Below are 13,540 nucleotides of genomic sequence, written 5' to 3' on the forward strand. Positions count from 1 at the left end.
AGGTCCTCTTCGCGAGCCCCGGGCGCACGGCTATAGTGCGCACCGGCCCGGGGCTCGCCCTCGCCTTCGAGGATTTCGCGTGTCGTTCACCCCGCTTCTTCGCCGTCTTACTCTGTTGCTCGCATGCATGGCATGGGCCGGCGCTCCGGCTCTGGCGCAGATCGCCTGCCCGCCCGGCCAGCGATCGATCTGCCTGGCTGGCAACTGCCTCTGCGTGCCCGGTTCGGCAAGCGATACCCAGGCTGTGTATGACCGCGTGCAACGCATGACGGCGCTGGCGCTGCAGAACTGGATCCAGCAATCGCGCGATCGGCTGGTGGCCGGCGGTGTCGAGCCGATGCCGCTGCATATCCGCTCGCAGCTCGAAGCCTTTTTCGATCTGGCCGTGCTGGAGAGCGCGCACTACCGCGTCGGCGACGAGGTGGCGCTGAATGCCGGCAACACCATGCTGCGCAACCCGGACGTCAACGCCGTCACCCTGATCGACGTCATCGTCTTCCGCCACGCCAGCGACGCGCAGGACAACGTCGCGCTCTGGGCCCATGAGCTCAAGCACGTCGAACAGTATCTGGATTGGGGCGTCGCCGAGTTCGCCCGGCGCTACACGCTGGATTACCGCGCCGTGGAGCAGCCGGCGTATGCGCTGGAGCTCGAGGTGGAAAAGGCGCTGGGCGAGCCCGCTGGCACGAACTCGCCCTGATTGCGACCGCGGCTGATCAGCCCGCCAGTACCGAATCCACCAGCGCCTTGGCCTCGGCCTGAATGCGCTTGAGGTGCGCTTCGCCTTCGAAGCTCTCGGCGTAGATCTTGTACACATCCTCGGTGCCGGACGGCCGCGCAGCGAACCAGCCGTTTTCCGTTTCCACCTTCAGCCCGCCGATGGCCGCGCCGTTGCCCGGTGCCTCGGTGAGGATGCGCGTGATTGGCTGGCCGGCCAGCTCCTTCGCCGTGACCTGCGACGCGGAGAGCTTGCCCAGACGCGCCTTCTGCTCGCGGTTGGCCGCGGCGTCGATGCGCTGGTACACCGGCGCGCCGAAGCGGTCGGTCAGCGCCTGGTAGCGCTCGCTCGGGTCCTTGCCGGTCACTGCGGTGATTTCCGCCGCCAGCAGGCCGAGAATCAGCCCGTCCTTGTCGGTGGACCAGGCGCCGCCCTGCTTGTCGAGGAACGAAGCACCGGCCGATTCCTCGCCGCCGAAGCCCAGGCTGCCGTCCATCAGGCCGTCGACGAACCACTTGAAGCCCACCGGTACTTCTACCAGGCGGCGCTCGATGCCGGCGGCGACGCGGTCGATCATCGACGAGGACACCAGTGTCTTGCCGATGCTGGCCTCGGCACTCCAGCCCGGGCGATGGGTGAACAGGTATTCGATGGCCACCGCCAGGTAGTGGTTGGGGTTCATCAGCCCGCCGGAGCGGGTGACGATGCCGTGACGGTCGTGGTCGGTGTCGCAGGCGAAGGCCACGTCGAAGCGGTCCTTGTTCTCGATCAGCCCGGCCATGGCATGCGGCGAGCTGCAGTCCATGCGGATCTTGCCGTCCCAGTCCAGGCGCATGAAGCGGAAGGTCGGGTCGACCACCGTCGACAGCACCTCCAGCGGCAGGCCGAAGCGCTCGGTAATGCGCGGCCAGTAGTGCACACCGGCGCCGCCCAACGGATCGACGGCGAATTTCAGGCCCGAGCCGCGGATGGCGTCGAGGTCGATCACCCGCTCCAGTCCGCCGACATAGGCCTCGATGAAATCGAAGCGCTGGGTGGTCGCCGCCTTGAGCGCCTGGCGGTAATCCATGCGCTTGACGCCCTCGAGCCCGGCGACCAGCAGCGCATTGGCGCGCTCCTGAATCCACTTGGTCACCCCGGTGTCGGCCGGGCCGCCATTGGTGGGGTTGTACTTGAAGCCGCCATCGCCCGGCGGGTTGTGCGACGGGGTGATGACGATGCCATCGGCCAGCCCGCTCGTGCGGCCGCGGTTGTAGCTGAGGATCGCGTTGGAGATTGCCGGGGTCGGCGTGTAGCCCGGCTCACCATTGGTTTCCGCGCAGCCGGCGTCGATGCGCGTCTCGATGCCGTTGGCGGCCAGCACTTCCAGCGCCGAGATGAATGCCGGCTCGGACAGCGCGTGGGTATCCATGCCCATGAACAGCGGGCCGTCGATGCCTTCCTGGCGGCGGTAATCGCAGATCGCCTGGGTGGTGGCGAGGATGTGCCACTCGTTGAAGCTGCCCTTGAGCGAGGAGCCGCGGTGCCCGGAGGTGCCGAACGCCACCTGCTGCGCCGGGTCGGACGGGTCCGGGCGGTCGCTGTAGTAGCGCGCCACCAGGCGCGGCAGGTGGGTCAGGGTGTGCGGGTCGGGCAGGCGTCCTGCGTTGGCGGCGATACTCATCGGTCAATCCTGTGCGAAAAGGCGGTACGCCGGCCCTGGCGGGCGCAGCGCGAAGCGAATGAAACGCCAGTTGGCGCCATTAATCCAGAGCTTCGACCGCACCAGCGCCGGCGGTTCCATGCGCGGCTTTATCCAGCCTGCGACGTTTTGGCCAAGCGCGCTCGTCGCCCCGCCGGAACCTCCACTGCAGCACCCTTTCCACTGCTTAGCGGCTCGCGTTCGCGAGCCCGTGACCAGGAGGTTGTCACATGAACGTCGACGAACGCATCCGCCAGCGCGCCTATGAGATCTGGCAAGCCGAAGGCCAGCCGGAAGGCAAGGAAAGCGAGCATTGGCAACAGGCCCGCGAGGAAATAGAGCCCTTCTACAAGGAAGGCAACGCCGAGGCCGGCAGTGTGGAAAGCAGCGTTGCGATACCCATGCCGAAATCGGACAACATGCATTAACCACGCAGGCAGGGCGGCGAAGGCGCAGCAGGCGTCGTCCCGCCCGAATCTGTTGCCACGTTCTCACCCTTCCCATCCTGCGCCCCGGCGCGCTGGAGCCTGTCGTTACGCGCTGCTAGAGTGCCGCCGCTTGCCAACTACCGGCTGACAGGACGTCTGCCCAGCCGCCGCACAGGATGCTTCCATGAAAAAGCTCGCACTTGCCGTTGCCGTACCCCTGGCTCTTTTCGGGGCCGCCACCGTCTACACCAGCACCCAGGTCGAATCGACCGCCCGTGATGCCGTCGACCAGGCCAACACCAAGTTGCGCGAAATGAGCGTCGGCCCCGGAGCCGATGTCAGCATCGCCCTGCTCAGCTTCGAGCGCGGCCTGCTCTCCAGCGCCGCGCGCTACCAGATCGACTTCAACATTCCGGATGACGAAGGCAACGACCGTCAGTACAGCCTGCTGCTGAACGATCGCCTCGAACACGGCCCCTTCCCCGTCTCGCGCCTGGCCCGCGGCCAGCTGATGCCGGTCGCCGCGCAGAGCCACTTCGAGCTCGAACGCACCCCGCTGACGCAGAACCTGTTCGATGCCGCCGCCGGCGCAGTCCCGCTGGTGGGTGATGTCACCATCGGCTACGACGGTCGCCAGTACGGCGACCTGCGCTCGGCCGCCTTCGATCTCAAGAGCGAAGATGGCAGCGTTCGCGTTGCGCCCGGCACCATCAGCTTCGAGGCGAGCGAGGACGGCAGCGACGTGCGCATGGATGGTCAGCTGGCTGAGGTCGATCTCGACCTGCAACGCAGCGACAGTGGCCAGCCGGTGCGCATCAGCCTGCGCGGCATCGGCCTGACTGCCGACAAGCAGGACTATGCCAATGGCATCGGCTTTGGCCCTTCGGCCTTCAATCTCGCACGCATGGAAATCCAGCTCGGCGACGAGCCCGCCGTGGTTCTGCAGAACGCCTCGGTCGACGAAAAGCTGAGCCGTGGCAGCCGCGGCCTCGACCAGAGCATCGCCTACCGGGTGGGTGAAGTGACCGCCAAAGGCCAGAGCTTGCGCAACCTCGCCCTGGCCTTCAGCCTGCGCAACCTCGAGGAAAACAGCCTCAAGGCACTGGTCACCAGCTACCGGGAAATCCTCGACAGCGGCGCCACCCCGCAGGAATCCCTGGCCGGTATCACCAGCGCCCAGCAGCAGGAACTGCAGACCCGCGCCCTGCAGCTGCTCGAACACAAACCTACCCTGGCCCTCGACGAGTTCGGCTTCGAAACCGCCCACGGCGCCGCCCGCCTGTCCATCGTGCTCGATCTGCAATCGCCGAGCGCAGAAGCCTTCACCCCGGACGCGATGATCACCAGCATGCTCGCCTCGCTCAAGGCCGACGCCGGCATCGACAAGAACCTGGTGCGCGATATCGCCGGGCTGGTCGTGCAGAACAACCAGCGTGACGGTCAGCTCGATCCGGTGGCGCTGCAGCAGGAAACCGACGCTGCCACCGAGCTCTTCAGCGGCATGGCGCTGGACACCGGCTGGTCGCGTCTGGAAGGCGAGCGCCTGGTCAGTTCGCTGCACTACGCCAATGACAAGGTGACCTTCAACGGCCGCGAAATGAGCGTGCCGGAGTTCATGGGCTTCGCCTTCGGCTCGGTGCAAAACGCAGGTCTGCTGGGGCGGTAAACGACGCTCCTCAAGAAACATCAGCGTGCGGCCCTGCTCATCGGAGAACCGATGGGCAGGGCCGTTTTGCTTCCAGCCGGCAGCACAGCAGTGGTTGCCCAGGCATCAATCGCCGCACTCAGTCGTGCGAGGCGCCAGCCCCAAGGCGCTCACTCAGATAATCCAGAAAGCAGGTGATGCGTGAGGCCAGCGCGCTGTTGCGGTAATACACGGCGTTGATCGGCTGGCGCACGTCGACCCGCTGCGCCGCCAGCACCTCCACCAGCTCGCCGCGCTGGCGATCCCGGCCGGTCATGAAATCGGACAGGCACACCAGCCCCTCGCCGGCCAGCGCCAGTTCACGCGCGGTATCGCCGCTGGAGACACGCAGCGCCGGGGCGATTCGCCAGCTCTCGCCCAGCGCATGGCGCAGCGGCCAGTCGTTGAGGCGATCCGGCTCGGTAAAGCCGATCAGGCTGTGCTCCGCCAGGTCCTCGACCTGTTGCGGTGTGCCATGCCGCGCCAGATAGGTCGGGCTCGCCAGCACCCGGCGCATGGTGTGGCACAGCGGCCGCGCATGCAGAGTGGAATCCGGCAGCGGGCCGATGCGGATGGCCAGATCGATGCGCCGCTCCAGCAAATCGACGATGCGGTCATCGCTGTGCAGCTCCAGCTCGATCAGCGGATAGCGTGCACGGAAATCGCCGATCAGCGGCACGATCACATGCAGCATGAACGGCGAGGCGGTATTGACCCGCAAGCGCCCCGCCGGCGCCTGCCGCCGCAGCGCCATCTGCTCCTCGGCCTCCTCCACGCTGGCCAGAATGCGCCGCGCCTGTGCCAGAAACACCGCGCCCTCCTCGGTCAGCTCGAGGCGTCGCGTGGTACGCCGCAACAGCGTCACCGCCAGCTTGTCTTCCAGCCGACTCAAAGCCCGGCTGACGCCCGAGGCGGTCTGTTCCAGCTGCGCGGCCGCGGCGCTGATCGAGCCACTGTCGACCACGCTGACAAAGGCGAGCATTTCGTCGAGCTTGGTTTTCATCGGTGGAAATCGCATCGAAGGGCGGAAACAACGAGTCTGGCGGCAGCGCCGCGTGGCAGCAACCGGACCGGCGCGGGCCCCCGGCGGCGGATCCGTCGATCAGCCGCTGGCGAAAAGGGCCACGGCCTCAAACGCCCTTTTCATTCGGCCCCGGCACATTCACCCCGTCCAGCGTGGAACGGCTGTCGCCGGCGCCATCGGTGATCACGCTGAAACTGCCATCGGTCTCCAGCACCACCGCTTCGATGCCATCCAGCGCGGCCAGCCCCTGACTGCGCGCGGCGGCCCGCACCTCATCCTCGGTCACCCGCGCCACGCGCATGGCATCGTCGAGAAAACGCCCGCGAAAGAACAGCAGCGCCGGCTCGCCCGTCACCGTCCGCCGCACCCGCGCCACCCGCACGCTGGACCAGGTGACCACATACTGCAGCCCGATCAACAGCGCCAAGGCCAGCACCCCCTCGGCCAGCGACACATCGCGATTGAGCAGAATCGTCGCGAACGTCGAACCCAGCGCCACCGTCACCACCAGATCGAACGCATTCATCTTCGACAACGTCCGCCGCCCCGACAGGCGCAACAGCAACACCAGACTGATATAGGCCAGCACGCCCACCACCAGCGTGCGAATCAACGTCGTTCCGCTACTGAAAAACATGCCTTCCACGAGCACCTCCGCACCTGAGCCATGCAGGGGTGGACAGGGTAGGCGGGCGGAAAGTGCATACGGCGGGTATGGCGGTGCGTCAGGCGGAAGCGTGAAAAGCGGGATTAATCCATCGGATGCTTTACCCATACGTAAGCAGTGGCTAATGTGCCATCACGCGCAGCAACTGTGCACTCGATCAAGGTTTCGCTGTGACGCTACGAGCTACCGCTGCCCGTTGCGCTCGCGGCTACACAAAAAGGACCTGCACCGAGCGAAAGCTGGTGCATAAAAAGCAATACGGGCGTTGATATCACTGTATTGCCCAAGCTAGAGCAGATTTGTGCGAAGAGAATCTTATACACCACGCCCGTTCGGCGTCCTCCCTTATTGCTTAGCTAAAGCCGTATCAGAATATGGGAAATAAGTGTCAAGGGCGGCAAGTGACTATTCATATTTCACAAGTCGTTGTAATTAATGCATAACAATAGGTTCAAACCGCTCGCTTCGCTCACTGGGACGGGCTAAAGCCCGCCCCTTAACCAAACGTTATGCATCTTTTAGACATTGGAGAAACTTATGCAATTACTCAGTAGGGAAGAATTCAAGAGGGCTGCTGGAACGCCCTTTTTTCACAATCGAGACTTCTCTCTTTATGATGGTGCCCCATATGATTGCGTTTGTGGGAAAAAGCATCAATTTAGCCAATTCTCCAGCCAGAATTTCGCGTCTACAGGGGGTAGCGCTAAATTTATGGTTCAGTGCCCAGATAACCAAAATGCGGCAACATTAATTAAAACCAAGAATAAGTTTCTGATTTTGTTTGATCGCTTTATTTCCCTGGCTGGTTTTATAGAACAAAAATAGAGCCCTTAAAAGTCAAGCTATAAGTGGAATAAACAGTGGCCAGATTGATAGCAAAACTAATTAGCCTGATTATTACTTTAATCATGATTCCAATCGTTGTTGTGCTCGCCATTCCAATGGGGATACTAAAAGCTAGGCGGGCTCAAAAAAGTAGGCTTCTTTTTACTGGTGAAGAACAAGCTCTGTTAGCGAAAGCACAGAGGGCAATCAACATGGAAAATAATGGTCTACTCACGCCGGATAGAGACCTGCTTGAGGTGGCGAGATGTATTGAGGATGCACGATGTGATTATCAAATAATCAAGAGTCGCGAACGATTCGATGCTTCATTTGCAGAATTTTTAATTCCTAAAATTCAAGCATGCCATGTGATGGATTGGGGTAATGTTGTCAGTTATTTTGAGCTGTCTCGTTTTCTCTCTTCCCAGTCTCACTGCGAGCCACCTGGTGTTCAAGACCTTGTGCGAGCGCTTCAAAACTATATAGCAGGCTATAAAGATGAAAACGGGTTTTATCCAAAGAATGTCATGCTAGATCACAATGTTCACATGATGTTTGCTCATGCCGGAATTTATCGAAACGGAAGTGGTTATTTTGGTGAAACCCAGATAATTCCGGTTGCGAACATTGAAGGCGGAGTGACTTGGAAGGCTGTTGATCCTGCTCCAGCTAGTAAAAAATTTGACGATTTTGATGATGATATTCCGTTTTAAGAAAGGGGATAATATGAATCCTGCGATTAGCAAGCTTTATCAAGTGAAAGATGAAAGCAGGAAAAGGGGACAGATTTATTTACTCGCAAATGTTCCGTCCTGCTAGAAAAGTAAACCTGTCCCCTTTGTTTGCTTTGTTTTCGCGCCGCAACTGGAGGCTTGCGCTAATGGAAGTAGGCTGCTTGACCTGACGGCTATAGTAGGCCTGAAGCTAGACGCTCCCCTTCCACAGGAGCAAATCATGACCGACCCGAAATCGATGGACGACGACCAGTTTCTTGCAGCCTTTCTGGATTCCAGCATGCCGCCATCGGGCTTTGACCACCTGGGCCATGTTCGCGCAGCCTGGCTGCTGCTCCAGCGTCGCCCGCTGGAAGAGGCCGTATCGGAAACCTGTGATGCTATCGCCCGGCTGGCGACTCATCTCGGTGTCCCGGGGAAGTACAACCGAACCCTATCCGAAGCGCTGGTTCGTTTGATGGCGCATGGCGGCGCCACCGATAGGACACTCTCCTGGCCGAACTTTCTCGCAGCCAACGCCGATCTGGTCGGCGGTGCGCGCCTTGTTCTGGCGCGCCACTACAGCGACGAGACCTTGAACTCGACGGTGGCGCAGGAGCGCTTCACGCCGCCCGACCGCGAGCCTCTACCGTTATGAGCCACGCGCGCAAGGACACATTCACGCTCGGCCAGCTCGCCAAACGCGTCGGGCTGGCGCGATCCTCAGTCCTGCATTATGAGTCCGTCGGGTTGTTGGCTCCTTATGCACGTAGCCCGGCCGGCTACCGCCTCTACGGCGAGCCTGAGCTGGATCGTCTGCTCACTATTCGCCGCCTCCGGGAGTCCGGTCTGGCGCTAGCCGACATACGCATCATTCTCTCGCCTTCCGACGAATCAGACTTGCGCGGAGGCACCGGGCCTATGGCGATACTGGAGAAGCGACTGCTCGGCCTCACCCAGGAAGTGGAGCGTATCCGTACGCAACAGCGCCTTATTGCACATCTGCTCGCGGCTCCCGACATCCGAAACCGTCGGCAGCAATGGGACAAGGCGTCGTGGGTTGCGCTTTTGCGGCGTGCAGGATTCGACGAAGAAGCCATGCATCTGTGGCACGTTGAATTCGAGCGTGAGAACCCCGACGAGCATGCGAACTTCCTAACGTTGCTTGGCCTCAATCCGGCGGAGGTCGCCGAAATCCAGTGCTGGTCGAAGGCAGAAGCCAAATCAGACTAGGAAAAAGGGCCAGATTATTTGTTTGAAATGTGGCTTCAATAAATAAATCAGCTCCATAGGATGGGTTGAAGCCCACCGGAGCGGCCTCGAACAGCGAGGTGGCCTGGACCTGACGCGTGGAAAAGGCTTCGCCGTTTTCCACCCTACGCATACCCATGCCCATTCCCGGGCCTTGGCGGAGCAGGCGGGGTTGGTGGCGTAGGGTGGACAACGCTTCGCTTGTCCACGCGAAATCCGGCACTTGCTTACCGCTCGCCCCTAACCGTTGACTGCTAACTGCTGAAGACGCTGTGCGCGTTTGGCGAGAGCTGCTGGCTACGCTGCTCTGGCTTTTCGAGCCTGAGAAAGGCCCTGAGCTCGGCTTGCTTGGCCATGGCATCCTGATAACCCAGTTCGATCAGTTCACTGCAGTAGCCGGGTTCGAACAACAGGTAACTCAACAGCCCGCCGCCGCCTTCGCGCGTGCCGCCAGGGCCGCGCAGGAACAGGCGCATGGCGGCGGGCAGCTCTCGCCGATGGCGGGCGGCGATCCTGTCCAGCGGCTGGCTGGGGGAAATCACCAGCACCTCGACGGGCGTCAGGCCGTAGGCGCGCTTGCGTTGTTCGGCAGGCACCAGTCGCCCCAGCTGGTTGAGGCGTTCCAGCAGCTCGATGTCAGTCTCGACGTTGTCGATGAAGGTGCTGTTGAGCATGTGCCCGGAGATTTGCGCCAGGCTGGGGCTGGCGCCGGTCGGCCTCGGTGTTGGAGCGATCTCGCTCTGGTCATCCACCGGGTTGCCACTGACCCCGACCACCAGCACACGTGTGGCGCCCAGGTGCAGGGCAGGGCTGATCGGTGCGGTCTGGCGTACCGCGCCATCGCCGAAATACTCGCGGTTGATCTTTACCGGCTCGAAGAGCAGCGGGATGGCAGTGCTGGCCAGCAAATGGGGTATTCCCAGGCGGGTCGGCACACCCACCCGACGATGGCGCAACCATGGGTCGATGGCCGCATGCCCCTGATAGAACGTCACCGCTTCGGCCGACTCGTAGCCGAATGCCGTCACCGCTATCGCACGCAGTTGCTGTTGGCGCAGTGCTGCGGCGATGCCGGAAAAATCCAGTTCACGCTCGAGCAGCCTGGCCAGTGGCGAACTGTCGAGCAGCGCAACGGGCACCTGCTTGCCGATACCGAACATGCTGTGACCGAGGAAACGGCTGGCCTGGCGCAACACGCCCGGCCAGTCACTGCGGTACACCTGATCGGTATGGAAACTGCGCCAAACGCTGCTCAAGCGCCGCACCGCCTCGCGAAAATGCAGGGCGCCACAGGCAAGGCTGACGGCATTGATCGCGCCCGCCGAGGTGCCGACGATCACCGGAAACGGATTGCCCGCCGGGTCAGGCAACAGATCGGCAATGGCCGACAGCACACCAACCTGATAGGCCCCACGCGCGCCGCCGCCCGAGAGGATCAGCCCTGTGGTACCTGGATTTTTTACAGCGTCCTCGGTCATCGTCGATTCCAGTTCGAGGTATTCGGTAGTGCCTGGGCTCGCCGCAAGACCAACAGGGTCGGTCGCCTCGCTGGCGAAGGCGACAGAGATTATCAACAGGGCAATACGCTACCAATCTAAACATGCCGCGGTGTCGCGCCGCTGGGTTTCATGGGGGCGCTGTGTTTCGGGCTTTTTCCCTATGTCTTAAAGACGGCAGCTCTTGCGGTTAGCGAGGTAGCCTGGACGTAACGCGTGGAAAAGGCTTCGCCGTTTTCCACCCTACGCATGCGCGGTGTCGGCAGAGGAGGCCGAGTGGCGTAGGGTGGACAACGCTGCGCTTGTCCACCGATGCGAATCGACGGGCAGGGCAGGTGGTTGGCGAAACGCTCGAGGGTTCGGGGCGTCCAACCGGATGCCGCGCCCGAGCGGTCGAATTCGGGAAAGACGCCCGCCCACCCCGCCACAAAGCAGACCTCCCATGTTGTTCCGCCGTTTCGAAAACCTGATCGACGTCTTCAAACCTAGCCCGGACGTTGCGCCGCCGGCCGGGATGCTGCGCTTCTATGCCCATTACCTGAAGCAGGTCTGGCCGTTGATGACGGCCGTGCTGGTGGTGGGCTTCTTCGCGGCGCTGATCGAGGTGGCGCTGTTCAGCTTTCTCGGCCAGTTGATCGATATGGCCCAGGCGACCGATGACGCGCGGACCTTCTTCGCCGAGCACCGCAACGAGCTGCTGTGGATGGCGGCGGTGGCGCTGGTCATCCGGCCGCTGGTGTTCGGCCTGCACAACCTGCTGACGCATCAGGCGATCAACCCGGGGCTGACCAATCTGATCCGCTGGCAGAACCACCGCTACGTGCTCAAGCAGAGCCTGAACTTCTTCCAGAACGACTTCGCCGGGCGCATCGCCCAGCGGGTGATGCAGACCGGGCCGTCGCTGCGCGATTCGGCCATGCAGGTGATCGATGCACTGTGGCATGTGGTGGTCTATGCCGGCAGCGCGCTGTATCTGTTCGCCGCCGCCGACCTGCGCCTGATCGTGCCCTTGTTGCTGTGGATCGTCGGCTACAGCGCCGCGCTCTGGTACTTCGTGCCGCGTATCCGCGCGCGCTCGGCGGCGGCGTCCGCGGCGCGTTCGAAGGTGATGGGGCGGGTGGTGGACGGCTACAGCAACGTCGCCACGCTCAAGCTGTTCGCCCATTCGCGGGAGGAGGAGAGCTACGCCCGCGAGGCGATGCAGGAGCTGCTCGGCAAGTTCCGCCTGCAGTCGCGGGTGATCACCAGCCTGGATTTCCTCATCACCTGCATGAACGGCCTGTTGATCGTCGGCACCGGCGCGCTGGCGCTGTGGCTGTGGAGCGAGGCGCTGATCACCACAGGCGCTATCGCCCTGGCGCTGGGCCTGGTGATCCGCATCAACAACATGGCCGAGTGGATCATGTGGGTGGTCAACGGCATCTTTGAGAACGTCGGCACCGTGCAGGACGGCATGAAGAGCATCGTCCGGCCGCGTGATGTGCTGGACCCCGAGGACGCCAGGCCGCTGCAGGTGGAGCAGGGCGGCGTGCGCTTCGAGGATGTGCATTTCCACTACGGCAAGCAGGGCGGGGTGATCAGCGGGCTGACCATCGACATTCGCCCGGGCGAGAAGATCGGCCTGGTCGGGCCGTCGGGTGCGGGCAAGTCGACGCTGGTCAACCTGCTGCTGCGCCTCTATGACCTGGAAAGCGGGCGCATCCTCATCGACGGGCAGAACGTCGCCGAGGTCAGCCAGGAAAGCCTGCGCGCCAATGTCGGCGTGGTCACCCAGGACACCTCGCTGCTGCACCGCTCGATCCGCGACAACCTGCGCTACGGCAAGCCCGACGCCACAGAGGAAGAACTCTGGGCCGCGGCGCGTAAAGCCCGCGCCGACGAATTCATCAAGACCCTCGACGACAGCCAGGGCGGCCTAGGCTTCGAGGCGATGGTGGGCGAGCGCGGCGTGAAGCTCTCCGGCGGGCAACGGCAGCGCATCGCCATCGCCCGGGTGCTGCTCAAGGACGCGCCGATCCTGGTGCTCGACGAAGCCACCTCGGCGCTGGATTCGGAGGTCGAGGCGGCGATTCAGGAGAGCCTGGATACCCTGATGGAAGGCAAGACGGTGATCGCCATCGCCCACCGGCTGTCGACCATCGCGCGCATGGATCGGCTGGTGGTGATCGACAAGGGGCAGGTGATCGAGACCGGCACCCACGCCGAGCTGATCGCCCGCGGTGGCCTCTATGCGCGGCTGTGGCAGCACCAGACGGGTGGGTTTGTCGGGGTGGATTGAGGGTGGTGGCGAGGCGCTGCAACTTGTCCGCCAAGGGAGGGTGCGAGGTAGCTTGGAGGTGACGCGTGGAAAAGGCTTCGCCGTTTTCCACCCTACGCAGATATTGAGCGTCGGCGGCGCGGGCTGGGGTGGCGCAGGGTGGACAACGGGGAGGGGCGATGCAGTCAGCGAAACGGTGCTCGGTTGATGACGTCCGTTGAAGCCAAGCCAGAACCCGCCCATTGGCCAAACGGACTACGCTGCTTGCTTTGATCGTTGTGCGGCACCAATTAACGTCCAGCTGGAGTCAGGCGCATGAGTGAAAACAGAACGTTAACTACGGCAAGAACACTGCCGTACACGCCAGCCGAGATATACGGCGCTTTTGCCTCAGCCGATCTGCTCGCTGCATGGTGGGGGCCCGAAGGTTTCAGCAATACATTCGAGATCTTCGAGTTTGCACCGGGCGGTCGCTGGAAGTTCGTGATGCATGGGCCTGATGGGAAGAGCTATAGCAATGAGAGCAGGTTCGAAGAACTCGTTCCCGATTCAATGCTGGTCATCAGGCATGATTGCCCACCGCACTTTACGCTGACCATCGAACTTATCCCTGCCGGGGATGGCACGCGCATGACCTGGAGCCAGGTCTTTGAGGATGCGGAAACTGCGCAAGCGGTCAAGGCAAGAGCGGGTTCCGCGAACGAGCAAAACATTGATCGGCTTACGCGCGTGCTCGCTGAGTCGACGGGTGGCGCATAACAGTTCCGGCAGCATTCAGGATGAGCGAGGCCCTCCA

General features: G+C 62.5%; 13 protein-coding genes. 9 read left to right on the plus strand and 4 right to left on the minus strand.

Annotated features, from left to right (window positions below; translation table 11 throughout):
* Positions 1-79: 79 nt before the first annotated feature.
* A complete protein-coding gene (locus BHD08_RS00530; RefSeq protein ID WP_125020433.1) occupies positions 80-700 on the plus strand; it encodes a DUF4157 domain-containing protein in 621 nt (206 codons plus the stop codon).
* A gap of 16 nt (positions 701-716) precedes the next feature.
* Here BHD08_RS00530 and pgm read toward each other — a convergent pair whose 3' ends face one another.
* Positions 717-2,381 (minus strand): phosphoglucomutase (alpha-D-glucose-1,6-bisphosphate-dependent), encoded by a 1,665-nt coding sequence (gene pgm / locus BHD08_RS00535; RefSeq protein ID WP_125020434.1) that lies wholly within the window; start codon positions 2,379-2,381, stop codon positions 717-719.
* Positions 2,382-2,629: 248 nt separating this feature from the next.
* Here pgm and BHD08_RS00540 point away from each other — a divergent pair, with 248 nt between their 5' ends.
* Together BHD08_RS00540 and BHD08_RS00545 are read left to right on the plus strand one after the other, a co-directional pair.
* Positions 2,630-2,827 (plus strand): DUF2934 domain-containing protein, encoded by a 198-nt coding sequence (locus BHD08_RS00540; protein ID WP_125020435.1) that lies wholly within the window; start codon positions 2,630-2,632, stop codon positions 2,825-2,827.
* Positions 2,828-3,011: 184 nt separating this feature from the next.
* The gene (locus BHD08_RS00545; protein ID WP_125020436.1) at positions 3,012-4,493 is read left to right on the plus strand and encodes a YdgA family protein; all 1,482 of its coding nucleotides are present in this window, start codon (positions 3,012-3,014) and stop codon (positions 4,491-4,493) included.
* 118 nt (positions 4,494-4,611) lie between these two features.
* Here BHD08_RS00545 and BHD08_RS00550 read toward each other — a convergent pair whose 3' ends face one another.
* The gene (locus BHD08_RS00550) at positions 4,612-5,514 is read right to left on the minus strand and encodes a LysR substrate-binding domain-containing protein (RefSeq protein ID WP_125020437.1); all 903 of its coding nucleotides are present in this window, start codon (positions 5,512-5,514) and stop codon (positions 4,612-4,614) included.
* A 127-nt stretch (positions 5,515-5,641) separates the two neighbouring features.
* Positions 5,642-6,181 (minus strand): DUF421 domain-containing protein, encoded by a 540-nt coding sequence (locus BHD08_RS00555; protein WP_125020438.1) that lies wholly within the window; start codon positions 6,179-6,181, stop codon positions 5,642-5,644.
* Positions 6,182-6,739: 558 nt separating this feature from the next.
* Between BHD08_RS00555 and BHD08_RS00560 the strand changes: the two genes are divergently transcribed.
* The 4 genes from BHD08_RS00560 (at position 6,740) to BHD08_RS00575 (ending at position 8,973) form a co-directional block, all read left to right on the plus strand.
* The gene (locus BHD08_RS00560) at positions 6,740-7,027 is read left to right on the plus strand and encodes a hypothetical protein (protein WP_125020439.1); all 288 of its coding nucleotides are present in this window, start codon (positions 6,740-6,742) and stop codon (positions 7,025-7,027) included.
* Between the two features lie 35 nt (positions 7,028-7,062).
* Positions 7,063-7,740 (plus strand): hypothetical protein, encoded by a 678-nt coding sequence (locus BHD08_RS00565; RefSeq protein WP_125020440.1) that lies wholly within the window; start codon positions 7,063-7,065, stop codon positions 7,738-7,740.
* Between the two features lie 241 nt (positions 7,741-7,981).
* Complete coding sequence (locus BHD08_RS00570) at positions 7,982-8,398, plus strand: hypothetical protein (RefSeq protein ID WP_125020441.1); 417 nt, start codon at positions 7,982-7,984, stop codon at positions 8,396-8,398.
* Complete coding sequence (locus BHD08_RS00575) at positions 8,395-8,973, plus strand: MerR family transcriptional regulator (protein WP_125020442.1); 579 nt, start codon at positions 8,395-8,397, stop codon at positions 8,971-8,973. Before BHD08_RS00570 ends, BHD08_RS00575 begins: the two co-directional genes overlap by 4 nt.
* Positions 8,974-9,245: 272 nt before the next feature.
* On the opposite strand, the gene BHD08_RS00580 is transcribed toward BHD08_RS00575, so the two are convergent.
* Positions 9,246-10,469: a patatin-like phospholipase family protein gene (locus BHD08_RS00580; protein WP_125020443.1), complete on the minus strand. Its 1,224-nt coding sequence runs from the start codon at positions 10,467-10,469 to the stop codon at positions 9,246-9,248.
* A gap of 460 nt (positions 10,470-10,929) precedes the next feature.
* Between BHD08_RS00580 and BHD08_RS00585 the strand changes: the two genes are divergently transcribed.
* Positions 10,930-12,765 carry an ABC transporter ATP-binding protein gene (locus BHD08_RS00585; protein WP_125020444.1) on the plus strand — a complete coding sequence of 612 codons (1,836 nt, stop codon included), beginning with the start codon at positions 10,930-10,932 and terminating at the stop codon, positions 12,763-12,765.
* A 294-nt stretch (positions 12,766-13,059) separates the two neighbouring features.
* A complete protein-coding gene (locus BHD08_RS00590; RefSeq protein WP_125020445.1) occupies positions 13,060-13,503 on the plus strand; it encodes an SRPBCC domain-containing protein in 444 nt (147 codons plus the stop codon).
* Positions 13,504-13,540: the final 37 nt, after the last annotated feature.

The organism is Pseudomonas sp. SCT (assembly GCF_003864275.1).
Lineage (GTDB): Bacteria > Pseudomonadota > Gammaproteobacteria > Pseudomonadales > Pseudomonadaceae > Stutzerimonas > Stutzerimonas stutzeri_AE.